Source organism: Brevibacterium sp. UCMA 11754 (assembly GCF_021532275.1).
Classification (GTDB): Bacteria; Actinomycetota; Actinomycetes; order Actinomycetales; family Brevibacteriaceae; genus Brevibacterium.
In genome coordinates this window covers 228,216-252,682 of sequence record NZ_JACBOT010000036.1, presented here as the reverse complement: position 1 = coordinate 252,682, position 24,467 = coordinate 228,216, and the positions used below count along the sequence as shown (strand labels likewise).

24 protein-coding genes and 1 tRNA gene are annotated in these 24,467 nt (G+C 61.5%); 17 read left to right on the top strand and 8 right to left on the bottom strand.

Features of this window, described 5'->3' with window-relative positions:
- Positions 1–2: 2 nt before the first annotated feature.
- Genes HX613_RS21375 through murA form a run of 3 tightly spaced genes read left to right on the top strand, consistent with a single transcriptional unit; the run spans position 3 to position 2,066 of the window.
- Positions 3–263 carry a F0F1 ATP synthase subunit epsilon gene (locus HX613_RS21375; RefSeq protein WP_235347150.1) on the top strand — a complete coding sequence of 87 codons (261 nt, stop codon included), beginning with the start codon at positions 3–5 and terminating at the stop codon, positions 261–263.
- Between the two features lie 22 nt (positions 264–285).
- Positions 286–753 (top strand): DUF2550 domain-containing protein, encoded by a 468-nt coding sequence (locus tag HX613_RS21370; protein WP_009884056.1) that lies wholly within the window; start codon positions 286–288, stop codon positions 751–753.
- Positions 753–2,066 carry a UDP-N-acetylglucosamine 1-carboxyvinyltransferase gene (gene murA, locus HX613_RS21365; RefSeq protein WP_235347149.1) on the top strand — a complete coding sequence of 438 codons (1,314 nt, stop codon included), beginning with the start codon at positions 753–755 and terminating at the stop codon, positions 2,064–2,066. Before HX613_RS21370 ends, murA begins: the two co-directional genes overlap by 1 nt.
- A gap of 3 nt (positions 2,067–2,069) precedes the next feature.
- Here the strand turns inward: murA and nucS are convergent, their stop codons facing one another.
- On the bottom strand, positions 2,070–2,765 hold the full coding sequence (nucS, locus tag HX613_RS21360; RefSeq protein WP_235347148.1) for an endonuclease NucS: 696 nt from the start codon (positions 2,763–2,765) through the stop codon (positions 2,070–2,072).
- Positions 2,766–3,208: 443 nt separating this feature from the next.
- On the bottom strand, positions 3,209–4,780 hold the full coding sequence (locus HX613_RS21355; RefSeq protein WP_235347147.1) for a cell division protein: 1,572 nt from the start codon (positions 4,778–4,780) through the stop codon (positions 3,209–3,211).
- A gap of 228 nt (positions 4,781–5,008) precedes the next feature.
- Between HX613_RS21355 and HX613_RS21350 the strand changes: the two genes are divergently transcribed.
- The 9 genes from HX613_RS21350 (at position 5,009) to ettA (ending at position 13,935) form a co-directional block, all read left to right on the top strand.
- Positions 5,009–6,199 carry an acetyl-CoA C-acetyltransferase gene (locus HX613_RS21350; RefSeq protein WP_235347146.1) on the top strand — a complete coding sequence of 397 codons (1,191 nt, stop codon included), beginning with the start codon at positions 5,009–5,011 and terminating at the stop codon, positions 6,197–6,199.
- Positions 6,200–6,222: 23 nt separating this feature from the next.
- A complete protein-coding gene (locus HX613_RS21345) occupies positions 6,223–6,537 on the top strand; it encodes a thiamine-binding protein (RefSeq protein ID WP_235347145.1) in 315 nt (104 codons plus the stop codon).
- A gap of 128 nt (positions 6,538–6,665) precedes the next feature.
- A complete protein-coding gene (locus HX613_RS21340) occupies positions 6,666–6,872 on the top strand; it encodes a hypothetical protein (protein WP_198395528.1) in 207 nt (68 codons plus the stop codon).
- A 142-nt stretch (positions 6,873–7,014) separates the two neighbouring features.
- Positions 7,015–7,088, top strand: a tRNA-Arg gene (locus HX613_RS21335).
- Between the two features lie 131 nt (positions 7,089–7,219).
- The gene (locus tag HX613_RS21330) at positions 7,220–8,917 is read left to right on the top strand and encodes a dynamin family protein (RefSeq protein WP_235347144.1); all 1,698 of its coding nucleotides are present in this window, start codon (positions 7,220–7,222) and stop codon (positions 8,915–8,917) included.
- Complete coding sequence (locus HX613_RS21325) at positions 8,914–10,494, top strand: GTPase (protein ID WP_235347143.1); 1,581 nt, start codon at positions 8,914–8,916, stop codon at positions 10,492–10,494. The genes HX613_RS21330 and HX613_RS21325 overlap by 4 nt, the downstream gene beginning before the upstream one ends.
- Before the next feature lie 208 nt (positions 10,495–10,702).
- Positions 10,703–11,317: a single-stranded DNA-binding protein gene (locus HX613_RS21320; protein WP_235347142.1), complete on the top strand. Its 615-nt coding sequence runs from the start codon at positions 10,703–10,705 to the stop codon at positions 11,315–11,317.
- Between the two features lie 143 nt (positions 11,318–11,460).
- Positions 11,461–12,186: a DUF6993 domain-containing protein gene (locus HX613_RS21315; protein ID WP_235347141.1), complete on the top strand. Its 726-nt coding sequence runs from the start codon at positions 11,461–11,463 to the stop codon at positions 12,184–12,186.
- Positions 12,187–12,252: 66 nt separating this feature from the next.
- Positions 12,253–13,935 carry an energy-dependent translational throttle protein EttA gene (gene ettA, locus HX613_RS21310; RefSeq protein ID WP_235347140.1) on the top strand — a complete coding sequence of 561 codons (1,683 nt, stop codon included), beginning with the start codon at positions 12,253–12,255 and terminating at the stop codon, positions 13,933–13,935.
- Between the two features lie 142 nt (positions 13,936–14,077).
- On the opposite strand, the gene HX613_RS21305 is transcribed toward ettA, so the two are convergent.
- Together HX613_RS21305 and HX613_RS21300 are read right to left on the bottom strand one after the other, a co-directional pair.
- Complete coding sequence (locus HX613_RS21305) at positions 14,078–14,311, bottom strand: hypothetical protein (RefSeq protein WP_235347139.1); 234 nt, start codon at positions 14,309–14,311, stop codon at positions 14,078–14,080.
- Positions 14,308–15,216: an acyl-CoA thioesterase gene (locus tag HX613_RS21300; protein WP_235347138.1), complete on the bottom strand. Its 909-nt coding sequence runs from the start codon at positions 15,214–15,216 to the stop codon at positions 14,308–14,310. Before HX613_RS21300 ends, HX613_RS21305 begins: the two co-directional genes overlap by 4 nt.
- A gap of 166 nt (positions 15,217–15,382) precedes the next feature.
- On the opposite strand from HX613_RS21300, the gene HX613_RS21295 reads away from it, so the two are divergent.
- Positions 15,383–15,850: an acyl-CoA thioesterase gene (locus tag HX613_RS21295; RefSeq protein WP_235347137.1), complete on the top strand. Its 468-nt coding sequence runs from the start codon at positions 15,383–15,385 to the stop codon at positions 15,848–15,850.
- Positions 15,847–16,524: a hypothetical protein gene (locus tag HX613_RS21290; RefSeq protein ID WP_235347136.1), complete on the top strand. Its 678-nt coding sequence runs from the start codon at positions 15,847–15,849 to the stop codon at positions 16,522–16,524. Before HX613_RS21295 ends, HX613_RS21290 begins: the two co-directional genes overlap by 4 nt.
- 50 nt (positions 16,525–16,574) lie before the next feature.
- Here HX613_RS21290 and HX613_RS21285 read toward each other — a convergent pair whose 3' ends face one another.
- The 3 genes from HX613_RS21285 to pepN are packed head-to-tail and all read right to left on the bottom strand — an operon-like array spanning position 16,575 to position 20,806.
- Positions 16,575–16,976 (bottom strand): globin, encoded by a 402-nt coding sequence (locus HX613_RS21285; RefSeq protein ID WP_235347135.1) that lies wholly within the window; start codon positions 16,974–16,976, stop codon positions 16,575–16,577.
- Positions 16,977–16,978: 2 nt separating this feature from the next.
- Complete coding sequence (locus HX613_RS21280; RefSeq protein WP_235347134.1) at positions 16,979–18,097, bottom strand: mechanosensitive ion channel family protein; 1,119 nt, start codon at positions 18,095–18,097, stop codon at positions 16,979–16,981.
- 12 nt (positions 18,098–18,109) lie between these two features.
- Positions 18,110–20,806, bottom strand: a complete 2,697-nt coding sequence (gene pepN / locus HX613_RS21275; RefSeq protein ID WP_235347191.1) for an aminopeptidase N — start codon at positions 20,804–20,806, stop codon at positions 18,110–18,112.
- Positions 20,807–20,910: 104 nt separating this feature from the next.
- On the opposite strand from pepN, the gene HX613_RS21270 reads away from it, so the two are divergent.
- The 3 genes from HX613_RS21270 (at position 20,911) to HX613_RS21260 (ending at position 23,217) form a co-directional block, all read left to right on the top strand.
- A complete protein-coding gene (locus HX613_RS21270) occupies positions 20,911–21,516 on the top strand; it encodes a mycothiol-dependent nitroreductase Rv2466c family protein (protein WP_009884075.1) in 606 nt (201 codons plus the stop codon).
- 98 nt (positions 21,517–21,614) lie between these two features.
- Positions 21,615–22,088 carry a ribose-5-phosphate isomerase gene (locus HX613_RS21265; RefSeq protein ID WP_009884076.1) on the top strand — a complete coding sequence of 158 codons (474 nt, stop codon included), beginning with the start codon at positions 21,615–21,617 and terminating at the stop codon, positions 22,086–22,088.
- A 16-nt stretch (positions 22,089–22,104) separates the two neighbouring features.
- The gene (locus HX613_RS21260; protein ID WP_029417351.1) at positions 22,105–23,217 is read left to right on the top strand and encodes an alcohol dehydrogenase catalytic domain-containing protein; all 1,113 of its coding nucleotides are present in this window, start codon (positions 22,105–22,107) and stop codon (positions 23,215–23,217) included.
- Here HX613_RS21260 and HX613_RS21255 read toward each other — a convergent pair.
- On the bottom strand, positions 23,198–24,442 hold the full coding sequence (locus HX613_RS21255; RefSeq protein ID WP_235347133.1) for a PQQ-dependent sugar dehydrogenase: 1,245 nt from the start codon (positions 24,440–24,442) through the stop codon (positions 23,198–23,200). The two genes, HX613_RS21260 and HX613_RS21255, sit on opposite strands and share 20 nt — an antisense overlap.
- Positions 24,443–24,467 lie beyond the last annotated feature (25 nt).

Sequence of the window (24,467 nt, the reverse complement as noted above, 5' to 3'; positions counted from 1 at the left end):
CCATGGCTGTACTCGATGTGAACGTCGTAGCAGCCGACCAAAAGGTATGGGCTGGTGAGGCCAAGCGCGTCATCGCCCGTACCTTGGACGGCGAGATCGGCATCCTGCCGGGCCACGAGCCTGTTCTTGGTGTGGTTGCCGATGGTGAAGCGCGTATTCTCACGACCTCTGAGGAGACCATCCGGGTCAAGGCCGATGGTGGATTCCTCTCGGTCGAGAATAATCGCGTCATCATTGCCGCTGATCAGGCCGAACTTCTCTGATCCGTCAATTAAACTGGCAACCGTGAACCCTTCCGTCCTTCTGATCGTTCTGCTCTCGTTAGTAGGACTCGCCCTCGCATTGATCGTCGTCGTGACGATTCGACGCAGGTCGATTTCGAAGCTCTCCGGTGCTTTTGACTGTTCCATCAACGTGGGCGAGGAATCCTCTTCTCGCCCACGTTGGCGTTTGGGTGTAGCAGTGTTCTCAGTGGCGTCACTGGACTGGTATCCCGTATTCGCGTTGACTCGACGCGCCGCAGTTCGTCTCCCGCGTGCCGACCTCGATATTCTCGTCCGCCGCAAACCCACGTCCGGTGAACAGTACTCGGTGCTGCCCGACGCAGTGGTGGTGGACTGCTCCTACGGCAAGGCTGACGGCCGACCCCGTTCCGTATCGCTGGCCATGGACACCGAATCGCTGTCTACGATGGCCTCCTGGCTGGAATCATCGCCCCCAGGCTTCAACCCGACGATGGGAAGGTTCACCTGATGGATGTCTTTCGCTTGACCGGTCCGAGTCGACTGCGCGGCGAGGTCGATATCAGGGGAGCCAAGAACAGCGTTCTCAAACTCATGGCGGCCAGTCTGTTGGCCGTCGGCCGAACGACGATCACCAATGTGCCGGCGATCCTCGACGTGCGGATTATGGTTCAGCTCCTCATTCGGCTCGGCTGCGACGTCGATTACGATGCCGATCGCGGCATCGTCAGCATCGTTGTTCCCGCCGAAGTCGGAATCCAGGCGGACTATGAGCTCGTGCGCGCGATGCGAGCGTCGATCTCCGTCCTCGGGCCGCTGACCGCGCGGATGCGTGCAGCGCATGTTGCACTTCCCGGCGGTGATGCGATCGGCTCCCGGGGCCTGGACATGCATCAGGCAGGTCTCGAAGCTCTCGGTGCAACGGTGCATCTTGATCACGGCTATTTCGTCGCGGAGGCTCCCAGCGGTCTTCGTGGAACGGACATCGTCCTCGAATTCCCCTCCGTCGGTGCGACGGAGAACCTGGTCATGGCGGCAACGTTGGCCCATGGCGTGACGACAATCTCGAATGCGGCCAAGGAGCCGGAGATCGTCGACATCTGCACAATGCTCGTGGATATGGGCGCCCAGATCAGTGGGATCGGCACGGCCGACCTCACGATCACCGGTGTCGACGAACTCCACCCGGTTGACCACCGTACGGTGGGGGACCGGATCGTAGCTGGAACCTACGCCTTCGGCGCTGCTCTCTCCAACGGTGATGTGACCGTCAAGGGGGTCGGACTCGAGCTGATGCCCAATATCGCGATCAAACTTCGCGACTCGGGCGCCACCGTCGATGACCTCGGCGAAATCGAGCTCGGCGATGGCACGCGTGGTAATGGATTCCGAGTCATCGGTGCCGAGCGTCCGCATGCGATCCGCGTCGCGACTATGCCGTTTCCCGGCTTCCCCACGGATCTGCAGCCGTTCGTGATCGCACTGAATTCAGTCTCAGACGGTGTCGGACTCCTGTCGGAGAACCTGTTCGAAGCTCGGTGGAGGTTCGTCCAGGAGATTGCCCGACTCGGTGCGAAGGTTCGAGTCGACGGCAACCACGCCCTGATCTCCGGTGTCAACAGCCTGTCCGGCGCCGAGGTGGAAGCCTCAGACATCCGCGCCGGTGCCGGTCTGGTGATGGCGGGCCTGCGGGCCGCGGGAATCACAGAGGTCTCCGGCATCGACCACATCGAACGCGGCTACGAGAACTTCGTGTCGAACCTGCGCAGTCTTGGTGCCAACATCGAGCGCGTTGAAAAAGCCGATATCCTCAGCTTCGAATAGGACTCAGAACAGACGCGAGTCAGGGTCGTCCATACCGCGCAGCGCATCGTAGTCTAAGACGACGCAGCGGATGCCACGATCCTCGGCCAAGGTCCGAGCTTGGGGCTTGATCTCCTGAGCGGCGAAGACTCCCTGGACCGGCGTGAGCAGCGGGTCACGGTTCATCAGTTCCAGATACCTGGTCAGCTGCTCAACGCCGTCGATATCGCCACGTCGTTTGATCTCCACGGCAACGGACTTGTGGCCGTGGTCGCGGGCGAGGATGTCGACTGGCCCGATAGCCGTCATGTATTCGCGCCTGACCAGGCTGAAGCCGTCCCCGAGAGTCTCTATATGTTCGGCCAGCAGTTCCTGCAGGTGGGCTTCTACCCCGTCTTTGACCAGTCCGGGATCGGTTCCGAACTCATGCTGGTCATCGACGATCACCTCGGCGATGGAGATGACGAGCTTGTCACCTGTCTTGGCCTGGGAGACCGTCCAGATTTCGGTCAGTCCGGCCTCCTCCTGTTCCTGGCTCGGATCTGTGATTCTGATCGAGCACGGGGGAGTCATCCAGTTCAAGGGCTTGTACGATCCGCCATCCGAATGGATGAGGATCGAGCCGTCGGCCTTGAGCATGATGAGACGGGTGGCCATGGGCAGATGGGCGGTCAGACGACCGGCATAATCAACGGAGCACTTAGCAATGACGAGACGCACGCGCTTCACCCTACGTGAGAGAATGGGCAGATGCCACGATCTACCTCCTCGCGTCGCAAAAACAAATGGCAGCAGGCCCCACGTGAGCTCTCCGACTCCGTGAGTGGACTGCGCACGAGTCGAGATCTGCCCGACGGGACATGGTCGGTGCAGAACGTTGCCGGCAATTCTCAGGGTAAGGTCTATGTCTGCCCGGGGTGCGGACAGGACGTGGCGTCGTCAACGGCTCATATCGTTGCCTGGCGACAGACCGCGCGACACGGCACCGAGGTGGGAGTGGATTCCCGTCGCCACTGGCACACGAGGTGCTTTCAGAAATTCAGGTGAGGGTACTTAGTCGGCGGCCGATCTCAGGCGGGCCAGGAATCGAGATCCGAAGAAGGGGCCAGTTCTTTGTGAACTGACCCCTTCTCATTGGTGCGGGCTGTGGGATGGTGAAGACCTCAGCGCAGCGAATTCCCGGACCGCGACGCCTTGGTGTTCTTGCTCTGCGACCCCGAAACCTGAGCATCGATGGCTATCGTGTCAGCATCGGTGGCTCCATTGGGCAGGTCGGAGTCCTCGGCTTCATCGGAATCGTCCGTCTCGGCAGGCTTCTCGGCCTCCGACTGAGCTCCCTCAGGCTCGGACGCCTCGGTAGGCTCGGTCTTACCCGGTGTCTCCGCAGTGTCCGTGGATTCCGGCGATGCAGCAGTGTCGGTTGGGCCGTCCGTGCTCTTTGCGCCGGCATCTGCGTCGTCAGCAGCGATGTCATCAGCCTTGTCTGTCTCCTCGGGATCCTCCACCAGAAGGTCGGCGAGCTCCTGCTCATCGGCGATCTGCTCGGTGGCATGGGACGCGGACTCAGCCTTGTCAGGGTCGACGGAATCGCCGCCCATCACGCCGGGCATGGCGAACAGGGAACGGAGCTGATCGAGCTGCGCTGTGATCGTCTTGCGCTGCTTGGTCAACAAGTCGACCTGGGACTGAGCCGATGCCACGTTGCGCTTGGCTTCGGCCGCGGACTCCTCAATGGTGGCTTCGGCCGTTGCCCGGGCTTCACCGATGAGGGTCTGCGCGCGAGTCTTGCCGTCGGCAATGATGTCGTCAGCCTTCTTCACCGCATCCGAGCGGGTTGTCTCCGCTCTCTCTGCGGCTTCCTTGGCTTCCGCATCTGCCTTTGCCGCACGCGCCTGAGCTTCGTCGATGAGTTTCTTATTCTCTATCTGAGCTGCGTCGTAGCGCTTCTTGCGATCAGCCTCGGCCGCCTGGCGCTTACCAGCCAACTCGACCTCTAGTTCGTCAGAAGCCTTCGTCGATGCCGCGTCCCGAGCCTTCGCAGCGGCGAGGAGTTCGTCGGCTTGCGCCTGCGCAGTGCTGATCGACTCATCTGCCTGGCTCTTGGCTTCCGCCCGCAGATCGGCAGCCTCCTTCTCAGAAGTGGCCCTGAGCTCGGCGAGCTCGTGTTCGAGGCTTTCGCGGGCTTCCTTCGTGGCAGCCTCATTTGCCTCTTTGGCCTGGTTGTATTCGCGTTCTGCTGTCGACTTGAGTTCTGCAGCACGCTTTTCGGCAGCTTTCACAGTCTCGTCGGCGCGCAGCTCGGCCGAACTGATGATGGCATCGGCCTCGGAACGGGCATTGGACAGAGTGTCGTTGCTCTCCGTGTGCATGCGGGCACGAGCCGAAGCGGCTTCGGCTCGTGCCTTATTGCGAATCGTCTCTGCGTCGGAGTTTGCCTGTGAGAGAGTCTCGCGGGCCTGGGATTCAGCGATCTTGAGCAGATGGTCGATGCGGCTTCCGGGAGGGCCTGAAGCCTCGGCGCTGTCATTGGCCGCCTTCTTCAGTTGGGCCTTTGCCTCGGAGAGTTCTCCGGCGATCTGAAGTTTCGCGCGATCAGCGTTGATGACCTGACTTCGGGCATCGGAAAGGGCCTTACGAACGGACTCGACCTCGGTTCGCAGCTGCTGCAGGCGAGAATCAACTTCACTTTTTTCGTAGCCGCGCATCGCTGTGCGGAATTCTTCGGTGGGCGTCACTGAAGTGGACTCCTGTCGTGTCAAGGTATGTGGTCAAATCGTCCAAACACTACTCTAACGGACTCACCATGAGTGTTGGGTGCGAATTCCCAAGTCTGGACGTCTCCTGCCGCCATGAGACATAACCCCCGTGACCGAGGCCACAGACAGCTGGACTACCCTTGGAGCAGACAACACTTCATCGACTTCCCTCGCCTTGAGCGGGGTACGAATATCTGAGGAGGAAATATGGCTGAAGCAGTGATCGTCGCGGGTGCGCGTACTCCGTTCGGGCGTCTGCAGGGAGGTCTGTCGTCGCTGAGTGCTGTACAGCTCGGCGGCAAGGCGATCTCGGGCGCACTTGGTCGCGCAGGGATCACAGGCGAGGACGTCGAGTACGTCATCATGGGGCAGGTTCTGCAAGCCGGGCTCGGTCAGGGGCCTGCGCGGCAGGCCGCGGTCGAAGCCGGCATCCCGATGCACGTGCCCGGTGTCACCGTGAACAAGCTGTGTCTGTCCGGCATCAACGCGATCACACAGGCAGCCCAGCTGGTGCGGGCAGGGGAGTACGACGTCGTCGTCGCCGGAGGACAGGAATCGATGAGCCTGGCTCCCCACCTGCTGGAGAAGTCACGGTCGGGCTACAAATACGGTGATGTCGTGGTGAAGGACCATATGGACTACGACGGTCTGTGGGATGCCTTCACCGACCAGGCCATGGGTGGTCTGACCGAAGATGCTAACGCCGGTGACTTCGAGTTCTCCCGTGAGGACCAGGACGCTTTCGCTGCCCGCTCACATCAGCGTGCAGCGCAGGCCTGGGAATCGGGCGCATTCGCCGATGAAGTCGAGGCAGTCACCATCTCCGGTCGCAAGGGTGACGTGACCGTCTCCACCGATGAGGGCGTGCGCGCCGAGACGACGCCGGAATCGATGGCTAAGCTGCGACCGGCCTTCCGCAGAGACGGCACGATCACTGCCGGAAACGCCTCGCAGATCTCCGACGGTGCATGCGCGGTCGTCGTCATGTCTCGTGAGAAGGCTGAAGCGCTCGGTGCCCCGATTCTCGCCGAGATCCGCTCGCACGGGTGGACGGCAGGTCCCGACTCGTCACTGCAGCATCAGCCCTCACAGGCGATTCAGGCCGCTGCCGCGAAGGAAGGGGTCGCGGCTGATTCGTTCGACCTCTATGAGATCAACGAAGCCTTCGCTGCAGTCGGGCTTGCCAGTTCGAAGGACCTGGGCATCGATCCCGAGAAGGTCAACGTCAATGGTGGTGCTGTTGCACTGGGCCACCCTATCGGCGCCTCCGGAGCGCGCATCGTATTGACTCTTGCGCTCGAGCTCCAGCGCCGAGGCGGCGGCACAGGTGTCGCCGCCCTCTGCGGTGGTGGCGGCCAGGGTGACTCGCTCATCGTGTCCGTGCCCGCACAGAACTGACAAACATACGAAAGGAGAGCATCATGCTCGTCGCATTCTCCGTCGCCCCCAGCGGCGGTGACAATACGGACGCATCGGTCCACGATGCGGTCGCGGCGGCCGTCGAAGTCGTTCGACGGTCCGGGTTGTCACACCGAACTGATTCGATGTTCACCACGATCGAAGGTGAATGGGATGAGGTTTTCGCTGTCGTCAAAGAGGCCACTGACGTCGTCGGTGAGTTCGGCCCGCGAGTGGCGCTGGTGCTGAAGGCCGATATTCGTCCGGGCTACACCGGTGAGATCGATGGCAAGCTCGAGCGTTTGGAAAGGGCCATCGACGCACGTGACGACGGCTGATCAGTCTGCTCATCACCGTCGATTGGTACCGACAGGTAAGTTGGGCACAGGTGAAACTTTCGGGCAATTCCTAGTGACGCAGGTCTCATTCGGGTCTACTCTTTCTTTAAGGAAGAAGGAGATGAACAATGAACGGTTCCACGTATTTCACCACAGCCACCGCACTGACGATGGTCGCCCTGCTCGGATTCATGGCTGCCGGTTTCTTTCCGGTCATCGTCGACTTCGCCTTCGCCATCGAAGGAGTGGCCGTCATCCTCGCCCTGATCGGACTGGTCGCGGTCTCATTCGTGACGGTGCGAAAGTCACTGGAGCGTGTCGCTCGCGAGTACTGATCCGCACGTCGAACACCCCTGATGCGGGGTGAGAGCAACTGCCCGGACACAGCGGCCCTCGTCGGTGCCTCAGAGTTCAGTCTCTGAGACCCTGACGAGGGCCGCTTTCTGTTCTCGTTCGGGCATCGGTTAGGATATTTGAGCCTCCGTAGCTCAGTTGGATAGAGCAACCGCCTTCTAAGCGGTAGGTCGCGGGTTCGAGCCCCGCCGGGGGTACTTCTGGGGGCACTTTTTCTCAGACTGAGAAGCCAAGTGACGCTCCAAGTGTTCCCACCAATAACCAATTACCTCTCGTTACGGCGTGGCAATTGGTGCACAGCTGGGAAAACGTAGAGAGTGGATGCGTGATGACAGACAGTAAGAGTGCCGTGACGCCACCAGTGGGAGGGGCGCTGAGCGATATCGCGAAGCGAGTCTCAGAAACCCGCTTCACCTTGCAGACCGAAGATTTCGCTGACGGTCGCGAACTGCACCGTCAGCTCTCCTCGGAGTTGACTGATTACCTGCTGCCGCGGATCAATCGGACGCAGACGCCCTTCATGATCGCCGTGGGCGGATCGACTGGCGCGGGCAAATCCACGCTCGTGAATTCTCTGGTGGGACGAACAGTGAGCCCTGCCGGAGTGCGCCGACCAACTACGGGCAACCCGATCGTGGTCCACAACCCCGCGGACACCAAATTCTTCGAGTCGCAGTCTTTCCTCTCCGACCTGCCCCGCAGCACGGACCCCACGACCTCGACCCCATCTGTCGTACTCATTCCCAATGACGACGTCGAACCCGGAACCGCTGTGCTTGACTGCCCGGACATCGACTCAATTGCCGAGTCGAACCGTGAGTTGGCCCGACGAATCCTGATGAGCGCCGACCTGTGGATGTTCGTGACCACAGCCAACCGCTATGCCGATGCTGCACCCTGGGCACTGCTGAGGGACGCCGCGGTTCGCAACACCTCTGTGGCCATCGTGCTCGACCGGGTGCCGCCTGAGGCGAACCGTGAGGTCAGGCACCATCTCTCCAGCCTGCTGTCCGAATCAGGTCTGGCGAATTCTCCGATCTTCGCGGTGGCTGAACTCGAACTGGCAGACGGCCTGTTGCCACACTCAGCGATCTATCCGATCCGATCCTGGATCAATCAGGTGAGTTCCGAGTCCCAGTCTCAGGAGCGCATACGACAGCGGACCCTCACCGGATCGATCGGCGCAATGCCGGCCCAGGTGAAGTCTCTGGCCGACTATGCAGAATCGCAGGAGTCGACTTTCGACGACCTGCAGCTCAGCCTTGACCAGACCTTCAATGCTGCGAGCGAAGGACTTGCCGAGATCTTCTCCGACGGTCGCGTCCTGCATGGAGAGGTCAATGCCAGATGGCAGGACTTCGTAGGGACGGGACAGCTCTTTCGCGGACTGGAACCCACGATGGCCCGCATGCGCGACAGAATCTCCGCTGCGGTCACAGGCAAGCACGATGCTGCCTCGCCGCTGCACATTGCGATACTGCGCAGCGCAGCGATCTCACTGCGGGAACAGGCAATCGGTGTCGTTGACGAGATCAGTGCTCAGTGGCTGCGCAATCCGGCCGGATCGGCCTTGCTGGACGCACACCCCGAACTCCGGCAGAGTGCGAACGACCTTGAGGAATCGGTCAAATCTGCCGTGAGCGGATGGTCCAACGATGTGAACGCGCTCGTGCGAGACATCGGCCAGGGCAAGAAGTCTAAGGCCAGGATTCTGTCGTTCGGCGTCGGCGGAGTCTGTGCCGTCGTCGAATACGCGGCATTCTGGGACCCTAAGTACACATATGCGGACAATCATGCTTCGCGCAATGACGCGAATGTCGCGCTCAGTCTCGCCGGCACGATCTTCGGTGAACAGGAAGCCGTGAATCTCATCGGATCGATCAGGGATCGCTTCCTGACCACAGCGGCAGGAATCATCGGCGACTGCCGCGTGCCTTTTGACAACGTATTACAACTATCCGCGGTACCGGCGCGGCAAGCGGGCGTTCTGCGCGCCTCCGGTGATCGACTTGAGGTGGCATTGTGAACGATCCTGCACAGTCCGAGATCAGGCGTCGGGCCAAAGGCATCCGAGACACTCTGTCTCTGGGGACCGACAAACTGAGTCCTGAAATTCGCGAAGACGCGCAGAACCTGCTCGACCGCGCCGAGGATCGCCTCGGTCTGGGAGAGGAATTCACCGTTGTGGCCTTCGCTGGTTCCACTGGTTCGGGAAAATCGTCACTATTCAACGCTGTCGCCGGGCTGGACATCGCCCGGGTCGGTGTTCGCCGTCCGACCACTTCCCGTCCCACCGCATGTGTGTGGGGCGAAGGCGGTAACGACATCCTCAACTGGCTGCATGTTCCAGAACGCAGCCGGACCTGGCGCGAATCGGCGCTCGACGGTGACGATCAGCGTAAACTCCATGGTCTGATTCTGCTTGATCTGCCTGACCACGATTCGACCGCGGTCAAGCATCGTGTCGAATCTGATCGACTCGTGGGCCTCGTTGACGTTGTCTTCTGGGTCGTTGACCCACAGAAATATGCTGACTTCTCGCTGCACTCCGAATACCTAACGAAACTGGCAGAGAACAGCGCGAACATGGTCGTCGTTCTCAACCAGGTCGACAAACTCAGTGACGAAGAGCAGAAAGCTGCTGCTGACCATCTGCAGAAGCTGCTCGTCGAGGACGGGCTCACCGACACCAAGGTGCACTTGACGTCTGCCGTGACACGAGATGGCGTTCCTGAGGTCCGGTCGATTTTGGCTGACACCGTCGATTCCAAACAGGCCGCCTCTGAACGCCTGTTGGCTGATATGCAGGCCATGGCGAAGCGGATGCAGAACGAACTCGGTGAGCCAGTGCTTCCACCCGATGAACGCCCGGGAGCTTCGCGTCTGGTGGAGACGATGTCTGATGCCGCCGGCGTCGAGGCAGTCGCGCAGACCGTCCACGATGACTATATTCGCCGGGCCTACCGCAAGACGGGGTATCCGGTGCTGGCATGGATGCAGAGAAATGCCCCCGATCCATTGGGAGCCAAGCACGGTCAAGGCAGAGATGAACTCATCCGCGCGTCGGTGCCCGCGACCAGCAGAGCTCAAAGCTCTCAGGTGCGCCTGATGGCCCATGAGCTCATTGCAGAATCAGTGTCGACTATGCCGCGACCATGGCAGAGCGCAGTCGCGGAGGCTGAGAAGGCGAGCACCGCCGAGCTGTCGGATACCTTGGACTCCGCCGTCACCGCTGTGGATATCAAACCTCAGACTCCCGGTTGGTGGTCCTTGGCCAGGTTTCTGCAGATCATCTTCTTCATCGCCACGATTCTCGGTCTGCTGGGTGTCATCGCCACAGGGATCCTCGCCATCGCAGTGCCCGGAGCGCTTCCGGGATGGAGCTGGATTGTGAGCATCGGCCTGCTGGTCGTGGGGATCATCGGATCCGTTGTGACTTCTGTGATCGCCAAGTCCGCGCGGAACAAGGGCGCGAACGAGGCGGCCAGCGACGTCGATCGCAAACTTCGCGAGGCTGTTGGGAGCGTGGCACAGAGTTCTTATCTGGAGCCCGTCAATGCTGTGATCGGCGAACACCGGCGCGCCTACGAGACGCTGCACTGACACTTCTGTGCACATGAGCAACGACTCATGTGCCAATGCCCTGTGGACGGCCAACAACCGTCCACAGGGCATTTTTCATGTCTGGACATCGGGGCTGCCTGGCACGCTCAATGGTGGTTGACGTGTTCGGCCGGTTCAGACTGTTTCGTCCCCGATGGGCGTTTCGGCAGGGCAGATCACGAAGCTACCCAAGAAATGAGGCAACACGATGTCCATCATTCCGATCAACCTCAGCGGTACAGTGGCTGCTGATCCGCAGAGCCGGACACTTCCCTCGGGCAGAGCCTGCGCTTCCTTCCGTCTGGCGGTCAATCATTGGCGTCTCGACAAGGGGACCGGGGAATATGTCTCCGATACAACTTCGTGGTTCAGCGTCGACTGCTATGGGCCCTTGGCCAGCAACGCTTCGATGAGCCTGCATCAGGGAATGTCCGTGGTGGTGCAGGGGACCCTGAAGATCCGCGAATGGTCGACAGCGGAGAAGCGTGGAATCTCTCCGACTGTAGTGGCCGAGCACATCGGCCCCGATCTTCGCTATGGAACCGCCAATTATCAGAAGGTCGGCAGTGTGAACCGGCAACACGATGGCCAGGCGCAGGAATCGTCAGGCAGCGACTCAGTTTGGGGCAGCCTCGGCGGGGCGGGTGCAGGCGACGTGGGGCCCGATGCCTCCGAAGCGTCGAGTCTCGGTGTTGGGAACGAGGGAGAAGGCGACTCGGAAGGTGCAGGAGATGATGTGACCGCCGATGCTGCCGGAGGAGATTCCGGAGACCTTGATGATGCCATCGCTCGTGACACGGTGAGCGCAGCAGCGCCGTTCTGAGCGAGGCGGAACAGAACCGCATCACCGTCTTCGCAGGGGTCACGTGAACTGGTCGGTGCTGGAACACGTCGGATCTGACCGCGATAGTGCGAGCAATCGGTTAAAGTGAGACTGTTAATCGTTCCCTCCTGCTGAGGTTGTTGATGCGTCTCGTTCCCCTCCTGAGTCTCGGAGCTCTGACCTTAGCTCTGTCGGGCTGTTCGCTGCTGGGCATCGGTGGTGACAATTCTGATCCGACGCCCGCCCGCACTCCGGCGAAACCGGTTGCGGAGGTCGACAAGGTCGTCAAGGCTCTCAAGCCTCTGACCGGCAGTGAGGATAAGGTTCCGTCGACGAAGAAATTCTTCACGACCATGATCGATGCAGGCTACGATGCAGAGCAGCTCGAAGCCACAATCGACGATTCGCCGTTGGGCAATGACGTTCCCTCGAAGATGTTCGGCGTCAAAACCGACAAAGGCTGCGTCATCGGAGAGATTCGGATGGGAAAGGCGACTGCAGAGCTGATGCCTCCCACAGAATCGACTGGGTCGTGTCTGTTCGGCGAGGTCGAACGTCCGAAGGGTGTGAAGGCACCTGAAGGCGACAAGCGCGAAAAGGACGGCGACTCCAATGGTGCCGGGCATATGCCTGGTGAGGACATCAACGGCAAGGACGGCGCCTCAGAGAGTCCAGCGCCAGACGAAGGGTCGGAGGGCACGTCGTCGCAGGGCACATCATCAGACGGCTCTTCATCCGAAGGTTCTTCTGAGGGCACATCCTCCGAAGGAACCTCGTCCGATGGCTCCTCGTCCGAAGGGGCATCGTCGGAAGGCGGCTCCTCCGAGGGCTCATCTTCGGGTGAAGCACCGTCACTGGGCGGCGGTTGATCCAAGGGTTTCGAGGAGTGACTCAATTGGCACTTGTGCGTGCTGAACCGATAACCTGAGGTTATTATGGCCGAATTCATTTACACCCTTCATAAGGCGCGTAAAGCGCACGGCGACAAAGTCATTCTGGATGACGTGTCGATGTCCTTCTACCCCGGTGCGAAGATCGGCATGGTCGGTCCGAACGGTGCCGGTAAGTCAACGATTCTCAAGATCATGGCCGGACTCGAACAGCCGTCCAATGGTGAGGCTCGGCTCAGCCCCGGCTTCACAGTGGGTATCCTGCTGCAGGAGCCACCACTGAACGAGGACAAGACTGTTCTCGGCAACGTCGAGGAAGGCGTCGGCGAGATCAAGGCAAAGCTTGACCGCTTCAACGCGATCTCTGAGGAGATGGCCAGTCCCGATGCTGACTTCGATGCCCTGATGGAAGAGATGGGCAAGCTGCAGGAAGCAATCGACGCTGCGGATGCCTGGGACCTCGACTCTCAGCTCGAGCAGGCGATGGATGCCCTGCGCTGCCCACCGCCGGACGCTGACGTCAGTGTGCTCTCAGGTGGTGAACGCCGCCGTGTGGCGTTGTGCAAACTGCTGCTGGAAAAGCCTGATCTGCTCCTGCTCGATGAGCCCACAAACCACCTGGACGCGGAATCTGTGCTGTGGTTGGAACAGCACCTGCGGACCTACCCCGGCGCTGTCATCGCAATTACTCACGATAGGTACTTCCTCGACCACGTGGCCGAATGGATCGCTGAGATCGACCGCGGACACCTCTACCCCTACGAGGGCAACTACTCGACCTACCTGGAGAAGAAGCAGGAACGTCTGCAGGTCCAGGGCAAGAAGGACGCGAAGCTGTCGAGGCGCCTCAAGGACGAACTGGACTGGGTCCGGTCCAACCCGAAGGCCAAGCAGACGAAGTCCAAGGCCCGTCTGGCACGCTACGAGGAGATGGCAGCAGAGGCTGAGAAGACCAAGAAGCTGGATTTCGAAGAGATTCAGATCCCTGCCGGTCCTCGCCTCGGCGATATCGTCATCGAGGCCGACAGCCTGCAGAAGGGCTACGACGATCGTCTTCTCATCGACGGGCTGAGCTTCTCACTGCCGCGTAACGGAATCGTCGGTGTCATCGGCCCCAACGGCGTCGGCAAGACGACTCTGTTCAAGACCATCGTCGGACTCGAAGAGCTCGACGGGGGAGACCTCAAGATCGGCGACAGCGTCAAGACCTCCTACGTTGACCAGTCCCGTGGTGGAATCGACCCCGACAAGAACCTGTGGGAAGTCGTTTCCGACGGACTCGATTTCATTCAGGTGGGCAACGTGGAGATGCCTTCGCGGGCATACGTCTCCGCATTCGGGTTCAAGGGACCGGACCAGCAGAAGAAGGCTGGCGTGCTCTCCGGTGGTGAGCGCAACCGCCTCAACTTGGCGCTGACCCTCAAACAGGGCGGAAACCTGCTGCTGCTCGATGAGCCGACTAACGACCTCGACGTGGAAACGCTGGGTTCTTTGGAGAATGCACTCCTGGAGTTCCCCGGTTGCGCCGTGGTGGTCTCTCACGATCGTTGGTTCCTCGACCGTGTGGCCACGCACATCCTTGCCTGGGAGGGTACAGAAGACAACCCTGCGGACTGGTACTGGTTCGAAGGGAACTTCGAGTCCTACGAGAAGAACAAGGTCGAACGACTCGGTGAGGACGCGGCTCGCCCTCATCGCGTGACGCACCGTCGCCTCACCCGCGACTGACTGATTGAGTTCTGAGCGCTGCACGCTATCAGCGCGGCGCACAGAGCTGATTGCCTGCAGATGATGCCCCGGTCGACGACCGGGGCATCTTCTGTTGCCAGGAGTTCTGCGTGTTGAGATCAGTCAGCGCTCTGGCAGCTTACTATCGGGAGAACAGCTTGCCGAGGCGCAGCAGAAGCTTGAACAGATATCTCACGGCGATGGTGCCGACGATTCCGATGACGACTGATAAGAGCGCAATCAGCGCCAGGTTCATGTCCATCGCCTCGCGGAGGAACACCAGCGCCAGAATCGTGATGACGATGAAGAGCGCGACATTGACCAGACGTGAGAGGATCCGCCCGAGGATCTCGATCATCGCGGTGTCGTGGTTCACTGAGGTGCCTTGATGCGGACCATGCCCTCCTGCGCCACTGTTGCCAGCAGCTCGCCCGTCTGGGCGAAGATCCGCCCGTAGCCGAGACCGCGGCCTCCCTGGGCGGCAGGAGACTCCTGAACATAGAGCATCCACTCATCGACCCGGACCCGACGATGCCACCACATCGCGTGGTCGAGGCTGGCCACCCGGAGCCCCGGACTCGTCCAACTCAGTCCCTGACGGCGCAGAACCGGTTCGAGCAGGTTGAAGTCGCTGGCATAGGCCAGTGCAGCAGCATTGAGCACCGGATCATCGCCGAAGGGCGAGCTGGCGCGGAACCAAACGTGCTGCCGTTCGCGCTGGCGGTCATCGGTGGAGGTGAGATACAGGGACGCTTCGACCGGACGGATCTCGAAGGGTCGCTTATTCAGCCATTCAGTGACCTGTGGTGTGTCCTGTCCTGCGAGAATGTCTCGCAGCTCCGGGCACTCCAGTGGACCGGGCAGACCCGATGGCATGGTCTCAGCGTGTTCAAGGCCCTCCTGCTCGACTTGGAAAGAGGCGATCAAGGACAGGATAGGCACATCCTTCTGATAGGCGTGGACACGCCGAGCGGAGAACGATCGCCCGTCACGGAGTCGTTCGACACCGAACTCGATCGGTTCGCTGACATCCCCGGCACGAAGGAAATAGCCGTGAAGTGAATGGATGAGGCGATCATCCGGCAGGGTCGAGGCAGCTGCGACTACGGATTGTGCCACCACCTGACCGCCGAAGACACGCCCATCCGGCTTGTACTGGTTCTGTCCGACGAAGTAGTCGCTCTCTCGAGTCGCCGAGGCGGAACTCAGGCTGTCGAGTTCGAGCACTTTGCGCAGTGTGTCGACGTTCGCCTTCGCAGTCGTGGGTTCTATATCGCTCATATGGGCCTCCAGCCTGCGGCAATGATTCTCGTCCTTGTGCTCACGATCCTATCGCGGCCCTCACCGCCGCAGTGAAAGTGGCATGATGGGTCTTATGCACACTGGCACCACAAACCCCCATCTGAACGAATTCACACGAGTACTGCTGGAGCTGAGATGGGGTGACATGGATGCCTACGGCCACGTCAACAACGTCACTCAGCTGCGCCTGCTCGAAGAGGCACGTGTCCGAGCGTTGGGGTCACCGACGCACAGCACCGATGCGCCCACAACTCCAGGTCAGCTGGGAATCTCAGGCACGGTATCGGGGATCACAATTCCGGCGATCTTCGCCGAGGCTTCGAACACCACCGAGCTGCTCGTCGCCTCCCACGCGATCGAATATCGCCGACCGATTCCCTATCGCGCGGGACCCATTGCCATTGATCTGGTCATCAGCGAGGTCAAGCCGGCGTCTGTGACCATCGGTTACGTCATCGCCGAACCCGATGGATCGGTCGCCTATACGCTGGCGGAGACGGTCATCGTCTTTGTGGACAGAACGAACTCTCGACCACGGCGCCTGAGCCAGGAGGAGACAGCAGCTATGTCAGATGTCATTCGACCGGCCGTTCCGATGCGGAGTCGCCGGTGACGGAACTGGAGATCGCCGATCCGCTGGCGATGAAGGACCTGGCCGCATTCACTTCGCTGGCGCATCGGCTGGACCCCGAGGGAGCCATGCGTCTGCACGTATCGTCGACCGTGCTCGTCGTGACCATCGCACCCCTGTACCCGCATGGGATCGGCGACTCCACACCCCTGGTGCTGGCTATGCGCATGCTGCGCCTGAACGGACCGGAAATGGACGGTCTCGATGAGGTCGTGCCCTTGGCCAACCTCAGGGATCGCTTCGCCAGAGAGGAGAACGCCACCCGTCTGCCAGTCCCGCCGAACTCGGTGCTGGTGTCCTGGACCGGCATAGCGCCCCCGAAGGGGCAGTGGGCGGCCCGTGACAGAATCGCCGGCGATGTCCTCCGTTCGACCGCCGAGGCGGGAGTCGCGGAGATCAGCGACGGTGCTCCCGAGGGTGCCGGCTCACACGCGGTGAAGGCACTGCGTTCGCGTGTGTGGTCGAAGCCGATGACAGGGGTAGGAGGCACAGAGCTGCCCGGGGGGCTTGCATTCGCCGCGAGTGCGCTGCGGTTCATACCGGAGGCCGATACCGCCTCGGCGGGGGAGACAACCGAGGAATACGAAGTCTTTGCGACCTCCGGGTGGCTGCGTATCTCGACTCCGGGCGGGCATCTGCTCACCCGGGCCAGATGACGCCTCAGCGGTGACAGCTCGGCGCTGCTCCTGCAGGCAGGGCCGAGCTCTCAGACCGGATTGCTGTTCGTGTTGACCATGGCCGTAGCCGCCCGTTGGAAATAGTCCCAGAAGATCTCGTCGTAGAGCGGCGGCAGCGCCACATCATCGAGCGCTGCCCGCATGGACGCCAGCCAGCGGTCACGAGCGTCGAAGTCGACGGCGAAGGGGAAATGGCGCATCCGCAGCCGCGGGTGTCCCCGTTCTTCCTGGTAGGTCGTGGGACCGCCGAAGTACTGCTCCAAGAACATCTGCAGCCGGTGTTTGGCGCCGGTGAGGTCGTGTCCCTCCGGGTACATCGCGATGAGCACCTCGTCTCGGTCCACATGATCGTAGAAGACATCGACGAGGCGGGTGAAGGTGGGATGGCCGCCGACAGCGTCAAAGATGGTCTCGTTCGATGTCCGGGTCATGTTCAGCTCTCTCCGTCTGAGGTGTCGGTTCCGGCTTCATCCGTCGTCGACCGAATCTCGTCATCACTGGGCAGCGGCGAGGGCCCGTAATTCTTGGTTCGCTGTGTCATATGGTTGGCCCGAGCCTGGTCATCGGCATCGGCTTGACCCTCGGTGGTGCTCTCAGACGATTCCGTCGACCGCGGAAGCGTCCTGAGGACGGTCTCCTGAATGATCGGGACGGTGATTCCGCGCCTGTCGAACTCATTCGTGAGTTCCGCCCGGAAGGCACGTTCGACCATCCACTGCAGATTGGGCTTCGTTTTGATCATCGTTCTGATCACTCTGTATTCGGCAGAGAGAGACTGTACGCCGGCGATCTCGGGGAGTTCGAGCATTGCGGAGGCAACCTGCGTGTCCTTGGCCATTTCAGCGGTGACTGTTTCAGTGATCTCACGGTAGGTGTCCATGGACGTGGAGTAGTTGACGGGGATCTCGAGCACTGCACGCGCCCACCCCTGCGACAGGTTGCCGACTCGCATGATCTCACCGTTGCGCACATGCCACAGGGTTCCCGTGAGATCACGTACAGCTGTCTTGCGGAGACCGAAGTCCTCGACCTCGCCGACGGCTTCGCCCAGGTCCACGGTATCGCCGATGCCGTATTGGTCCTCGATGACCATGAAGAACCCGGACAGATAGTCCTTGACGAGCTCCTGAGCGCCGAAGGCCAATGCCACACCGACAATGCCGGCCGAGGCCAGAATCGGCGCAATGTTGAAGTTCAGCTGGTCAAGGACCATGAGGATCGCGATGACGCTGATGATGATCGTCGCCACGGATGAGAGCATCCGACCCACGGTCTTCGCCCGCTGCGCGCGGCGTTCACGGATCACGGTCGGCTCGATGCCGGTCCGCTGGGATTCGGCGACCGACGACGAGAACTTGCCTTCCGTTTTCTCACTGCCGACGGTGCCCCTGGCTACTGCAGTGGAGAAACGCCGGATGAACAGCCGCATCACCATGTTCAGCACAAAGGCGCCGATGATGATGATGATGATCCGCAGCGGAGCGTCGAGGAGAAAATCCCAATCGATCTTGGGTGCGGTCACGAGGTCAGTCTTCAGTGCATCGAAAGTCATGATGCCACGAGCCTAACGGCCGAAGGTCAATGCGCCCTTGGAACTGCTGGACACTTCCTGAGCGCTCAGAGCTCGCTGGGCATCGGCAAGATTCTCACGCATCAGGCGAACCAGACCTTTAGGAGCCGCGGGGTGATCATCCAGCCACTCCCGGGTAGCTTTGACGGTGTGCTCGCTGACCGGGGGGAACAGCCGCAGCGTCATGGTCTGCGCCATCTCCAGGGTCCTCGTCTCCCACCATCCGGAGACCCGCTGGAAGTACTCGGTGGAGAAGTCTCGCAGTGGTTCCTCTGAGACGAGGATCTCACCGGTCTCCGTCTGCAGACCGGAGGCGAATCCCAGCGCCAGAGCCGCGAGTTCCGAGTTCGGGAGGTCAGCCTCGTCGAGGATGCGGATGAATGCCTTCGACTTCGCCGCCGAGGTGGGGCGTGCGCTGCGAGCGGTCGCAGCCTGACGCGCCCCGGTGGCCGAAGGGTCCGTATTGGTCATGGCCGTGATTGCGGAGTCATCGATCGCATCGTGTGCCGCGAGTGCGATGATGATCTCCCAAGTGAGATCGGTGTCAATGGTGATCCCGCGGACTGTGTCCCCGGTCGCGTCCAACCAGGACTGCAGCTGGGAGATCTGGGCCTGAGATGAGGCATGTTTGATGAAGCCGCGGACGAATTGGAACGACTGGTCTGTGCCTGCGGGCACCATGTCGAGGAGTTGCGCGAACCGGTCGGCGATGGACGTGTGAGCCTCTGCCCGCGCCTCCGGGGACAGGTAGGCCCCGACAGCGGTTTCGAGTTGACGCAACTGTGAGAGCAGTCCCGAGGAATGTGTCACGGCCGCACAGTTGTCCAGGACCGTGGTGATGTAGTCCTGGGCCGGACGCTGTCCGTCGCGAACCGTGTCCCAGAGGGTCCCGAGGATCAGCAGCTGCGTCAGCGAGTCGTCGAAGTCCCCGAGTCGCTCGGCCGCGACGTCCATACTCTCGCGATCGAAGCGGACCTTCGCATAGGTCAGGTCCTCGTCATTGACGATGATGACGTCGGGCTTGGTCAGGCCGCGAGCCTCGTCGACGGTGGTCGAGTCCGCATCGATGTCGATCGGGAAGCTGTGGGTGCGGACCAGTCGGCCATTCCCATCGTCGGAGTGGAACCCGATGGCCAGGCGATGCGGACGCAACGACGGAGCCGGCTGTCCTTCGATGATCCAAGGCTTCTGGGTCACACGCAGCTTCGTCACCACCTCGGCGCCGTTGTCGGACTCGGTGTCGACCTCGGCTTCGATGAGGTTGACACCGGATTCCTCGAGCCACAGCTTCGACCAGGTGGCGAGGTCCCGTCCGCTGGTCGCCTCGAGCTCGTCGAGGAGGTCGGGCAGTTCCGTGTTCGACCACGCGTGCTTGTCGAAATAGCGCTTGAGGCCGGAGAAGAACTCTTCCCGACCGACCCACGCGACCAACTGTTTGAGCACCGAGGCGCCCTTGGCGTAGGTGATGCCGTCGAAGTTGACCTCGACATCTGCAAGGTCTTCGATGCTGGCGACGATCGGGTGTGTGCTCGGGAGCTGATCCTGGCGGTAGGCCCACGACTTCTCAATCGTGGCGAACGTGGTCCATGCCTCCGTATATTCGGTGGCCTCGGCGGTGGCCAGAGTCGACATGAACTCCGCGAAGGACTCGTTGAGCCACAGGTCGTTCCACCATTTCATGGTGACCAGATCGCCGAACCACATGTGCGCCAGTTCATGGAGCACGGTCACGGTGCGGCGCTCGACAAGAGCCTCGGTGGGCCGGGAGCGGAAGACGTAGTTCTCCAGAATGGTCACGGCGCCGGCGTTCTCCATCGCACCGGCGTTGAACTCGGGGACGAATAGCTGATCGTACTTCTCGAACGGGTAAGACACCCCGAACTCACGTTCGTAGAACTCGAATCCGGCTCGTGTGATGTTGAACAGGTTCTCGGCATCGAGATGGTCGAAGAGAGACTCGCGGCAGTACAGGCCAAGGGGGACAGGAGAGCCATCGGAGGAGATGAGCTCGGAATGCACGCTGCGGTATGGGCCGGCCACGATCGCAGTGATGTAGGAGGAGATCGGAGTCGTCGGGGCGAACTGCCACACTGCGGTGTCCTCAACCGGCGCTTCGTCGAGTTCGGTGAAGACTTCGCTGGGATCACCGGGAGTCGGAGTGGGGGAGTTCGACACGACCGTCCAGCGCGCAGGCGCCACAACAGTGAAGGAGAACGAAGCCTTGAGATCGGGCTGTTCGAACACAGGGAAGACGCGTCTGGCGTCGGGAACCTCGAACTGTGAGTAGAGGTAGACCTCATCGTCGATGGGATCGACGAAGCGGTGCAGGCCCTCACCGGTGTTCATGTAGTAGAAGTGGGCATCGATGACGAGCTCATTCTCATCGGCGAGGCCCGGCAGAGTGATCCGGGAGGCCGAGACGACCTCGGAGGTCTCGAGATCGAGTCCGTTGAGCCGGATGCGTTCGACGCTGGCGGTGATGGCATCGATGAATGTCGTGGACTCCGGCGTTGCGGTGAAGCGGATGCGGGAGCGAACTCGGAAGCTGTCGCCCTCTCCTGTGAGAATCAGGGTGTTCTCGTAGCTCGAGACGTCGACTAGGGATGAACGTCTGCGAGCTTCCTCGCGGGTGAGGTTGTATTGGGGCACTTTGAGGTGACCTCCGCTTCGGGTCCGGGTGTACTTCGCCATTCTTTCATGGACGCATTCCTCATCGGTGCCAAGGCTTGATAAATTGGCCTCGGACATCGCGGGAGTTTCGCCGGATCCCGCGCCCACCCTAATGAGGAGTGAAATTGAGCAGAGAGACACTTGACCTGTGGTTCGACACGGCCTGCCCGTGGGCATGGATGACGTCGCGCTGGGGCCTGGAGGTCGCCAAGGTCCGCGACATCGACGTGAAGTTCCATGTCATGAGCCTGAACATCCTCAACCGCGACAAGGACATCCCTGCCGACTACCGGGAGCTGATGGATCGTGCTCTGGCACCCATGCGCACCGTCACCGCTGCAATTGCCGAACACGGCGAGGAGATCACCGAGCCTCTCTACACGGCGATCGGAACCCGCATTCACCCAGGCGGCGAGAAGGACTTCGACAAGGCGGTCGCCGAGGCGCTGGATGAGGTCGGTCTGCCCGCTGACCTGATGAAGTACGGCGAACGCGACGATTATGACGCTGCTCTCCAGGAATCTCATGATGAGGCACTGGCGCTCGTCGGTGACGATGTGGGCACGCCCATTTGCCGTGTGGCAGGAACGGCCTTCTTCGGACCGGTCGTCACCCCGGCGCCGAAGGGCGAGGATGCAGGTCGACTCTTCGACGGAGTTCTCGCTGTTGCCTCGACTCCTGGCTTCTTCGAGCTCAAGCGCACGCGCAATCAGGGTCCGATCTTCGACTGAGGCTGTGACCTCGACTCACACACGTCCCGAAGCACACATCACCACACGCACAGTCTTTCCCGGGCATCTGGCCCCGGACACTTCGAAGGAGTGATCATATGAAGGTTCATCTCGGCACCGACCACGCAGGATTCGAATTCAAAGAGGTTCTCAAGGCCCACCTCGGCGATTCGGGGTACGAGGTCATCGACCACGGCGCGCTCGAATACGACGCACTCGATGACTATCCCGCGTTCTGCATCGCCGCGGCACAGGCTGTCGTCGATGATCAGGCAGCGGGAGTTGAGGCCCTCGGCGTCGTCATCGGCGGGTCCGGCAACGGAGAGCAGATCGCTGCGAACAAGGTCAAGGGAGCCCGGACCGCCCTGGCCTGGAACACCGACACCGCCAAACTCGCGCGCGAGCACAACAACGCCCAGATCGTGTCGGTGGGCGCCAGGCAGCACACAGAGGCTGAGTCGATCGCCATCGTCGATGCCTTCCTCTCGGAGCCCTTCTCCGGCGAAGAGCGGCACGAGCGTCGGATTCGGATCATGGACGAGTACGAGGCCACAGGCAAGGCCGGTCTGTGATCGCGGGGGACACGCTGTGAAGATCCGTGGAGCCGTGCTTCGGGACATGGGTGCCCAGCGCCCTTACGCTCAGACTCGGCCGATGTCGATCGAGGACCTCGACCTCGACGGGCCCGGTCCCGGTGAGATTCTCATCCGACTCAGCGCGGCCGGTGTCTGCCATTCCGATCTCTCAGTCGTCGACGGCAATCGGCCGCGGCCACTGCCGATGCTCCTCGGACACGAAGGCGCAGGAGTCGTCGAACAGCTCGGTGCAGGTGTCGATGACCTGGAGATCGGCGATCAGGTCGTCACCGTGTTCCTGCCGCGGTGCGGCGAATGCGCGAACTGTCTCACGGACGGCAAACTCCCGTGCACTCCGGGCAGTGCCACGAACGGCGCGGGAACATTGCCGTTCGACGGACATAAGGTCCGCCTTCACGATGATTCGGGTGCCGAAGTGCTCCACCACCTCGGTGCGTCGGTGTTCGCCTCCCACGCTGTGCTCAATCGCGCCTCCGTCGTCCCGGTTGCCTCCGACGTTCCCGCATCGATCGCGGCAGTGCTCGGCTGCGCGGTCCTCACAGGCGGGGGAGCGGTTCTCAACGCGGGAGTTCCGGGGCCTGAGGACGAGGTCATGATCGTCGGGCTGGGCGGGGTCGGGATGGCTGCCCTGATCACGGCCCTGTCCATTGAGACTGCCGGCGTCATCGGCGTCGATGCGAATCCGGACAAATTGGTCCGGGCACAGGAACTGGGCGCGGCCGAGGTCTACACTCCCGAGCAGCTGGGCCAGCGACGGGCGCCGATCGTCATCGAATGCGTCGGCCATCCGCGGGCCTTCGAAACCGCGTTCTCTGCGACCGCGGTGGGCGGGAAGACCATCACGGTGGGCTTGCCTGCCCCGGACGCGCAGTCACACATCACCCCGGTCACTCTCACAGCCGAGGCACGCACCGTCATCGGTTCGTACCTGGGCTCGGCGGTGCCCAGCCGTGATATTCCCGTCTACGCCGATCTGTGGCGTCAGGGCAAACTGCCGGTCGAGGAGCTGGTGTCGGACACCATCGGCCTCGATGACCTCAATGAAGCCTTCGACGCTCTGGCGGACGGAACTGTTGTGCGGCAGGTCATCGACTTCCAGTACTGAGGTCGGAGGGAATGCGGAGGATCCGGTCGTCGCCGTCGGCCGGATCGCCGCGCCCGTCCGTGTTGTTCGTCAGGATCCATACCTCGCCACTCGGTGTCGTCACCACATCACGCAGGCGACCGAAATCACCGGAGTAGGAAACATCGGCCTTGGCGACATCCGCTGATGGCACGGTCCGCAGGACCTGCCCGCGAAGGTTCGCGATGAGAATTGTGTCGTGGCTGATGGCGATTCCACTCGGGCTGGCCTGGTCAGGGCTCCACTGCTGAACCGGATCGATGAAATCATTGTCTTCGGCGCCGCCCTCTGAGATCCCTTCGACCTCCGGCCAGCCGTAGTTGCCGCCGGCCTCGATGATGTTGAGCTCGTCCCAGGCGTCCTGGCCGAACTCGCTGGCATACATGGTGCCGTCCTCGTCCCAGGCCAATCCCTGCGCATTGCGGTGGCCATAGGAATAGACGAGGGAATCGTCGAAGGGGTTGTCCTCGGGCACACTGCCATCGGGCTTCATTCGCAGGATCGAACCCGAGAGCGACTCACGATCCTGTGCGGCACTCTGGTCGCCGGCGTCGCCGACCGTTGCATAGAGCATCCCGTCCGGGCCGAAAGCCAGGCGCCCACCGTTGTGGAATCCGGCCTTGGCGATGCCGTCGACAATCGTCTTCGGCGAGCCGAGTTCGAGCCCATCAGAACCGCGCGTGATCGGAAAGCGCTGGATTCGGTTGTCCGATTCGGCAGTGAAGTAGGCATAGAGACTGTCGCCGCGGACGCTCAGTCCCAAGAGACCACCCTCACCCGAGGCGGAGACGCCTGCAACCGTGGCGACCTCCCGGATGTCTGCGGGGCGCTGAGAGTCGATTTCGAGGATGCGAGCGGAATCCCGTTCACTGACCAGAGCCGTTTCCTCATAGAAGGCAATCGACCATGGGGCCTCCAGATTCTGCGCCACCACCTCCGATTCGACATCGGGCCGGCTATCCTCATCGGCCCCGTTGCCGTTCTGCGAGGCGGGAGCCGCTGAGCTTCCTGAGGGGGAATCTGCGTGGGGCGTATCGCCCTGATCGGAGCCGCAGCCACTCAGAGCCAGCATGAGTGTCATCGCGACAGCGGCACGTTTTTGAGCGGAGCCAGCAGCACGGTCTCCGATCTGTGCCGCGAGGTGGTGCGGACCCGTGCATGGTGGCTCCTTGTGGAGGAGGGATCTGTCGTGTCGTCGGATCGGCATCGGCGGCGCACCTTTCGGCCTCGGC

Coding starts and splice junctions, on each gene's coding strand:
- HX613_RS21375 (WP_235347150.1), top strand. CDS start 3: ATGGCTGTACTCGATGTGAACGTCGTAGCAGCCGACCAAAAGGTATGG.
- murA (WP_235347149.1), top strand. CDS start 753: ATGGATGTCTTTCGCTTGACCGGTCCGAGTCGACTGCGCGGCGAGGTC.
- HX613_RS21350 (WP_235347146.1), top strand. CDS start 5,009: ATGGCTGAAGCAGTGATCGTCGCGGGTGCGCGTACTCCGTTCGGGCGT.
- HX613_RS21345 (WP_235347145.1), top strand. CDS start 6,223: ATGCTCGTCGCATTCTCCGTCGCCCCCAGCGGCGGTGACAATACGGAC.
- HX613_RS21340 (WP_198395528.1), top strand. CDS start 6,666: ATGAACGGTTCCACGTATTTCACCACAGCCACCGCACTGACGATGGTC.
- HX613_RS21330 (WP_235347144.1), top strand. CDS start 7,220: ATGACAGACAGTAAGAGTGCCGTGACGCCACCAGTGGGAGGGGCGCTG.
- HX613_RS21320 (WP_235347142.1), top strand. CDS start 10,703: ATGTCCATCATTCCGATCAACCTCAGCGGTACAGTGGCTGCTGATCCG.
- HX613_RS21315 (WP_235347141.1), top strand. CDS start 11,461: ATGCGTCTCGTTCCCCTCCTGAGTCTCGGAGCTCTGACCTTAGCTCTG.
- ettA (WP_235347140.1), top strand. CDS start 12,253: ATGGCCGAATTCATTTACACCCTTCATAAGGCGCGTAAAGCGCACGGC.
- HX613_RS21300 (WP_235347138.1), bottom strand. CDS start 15,216: ATGAGCGATATAGAACCCACGACTGCGAAGGCGAACGTCGACACACTG.
- HX613_RS21295 (WP_235347137.1), top strand. CDS start 15,383: ATGGATGCCTACGGCCACGTCAACAACGTCACTCAGCTGCGCCTGCTC.
- HX613_RS21285 (WP_235347135.1), bottom strand. CDS start 16,976: ATGACCCGGACATCGAACGAGACCATCTTTGACGCTGTCGGCGGCCAT.
- HX613_RS21280 (WP_235347134.1), bottom strand. CDS start 18,097: ATGACTTTCGATGCACTGAAGACTGACCTCGTGACCGCACCCAAGATC.
- pepN (WP_235347191.1), bottom strand. CDS start 20,806: ATGGCGAAGTACACCCGGACCCGAAGCGGAGGTCACCTCAAAGTGCCC.
- HX613_RS21265 (WP_009884076.1), top strand. CDS start 21,615: ATGAAGGTTCATCTCGGCACCGACCACGCAGGATTCGAATTCAAAGAG.
- HX613_RS21255 (WP_235347133.1), bottom strand. CDS start 24,442: ATGCCGATCCGACGACACGACAGATCCCTCCTCCACAAGGAGCCACCA.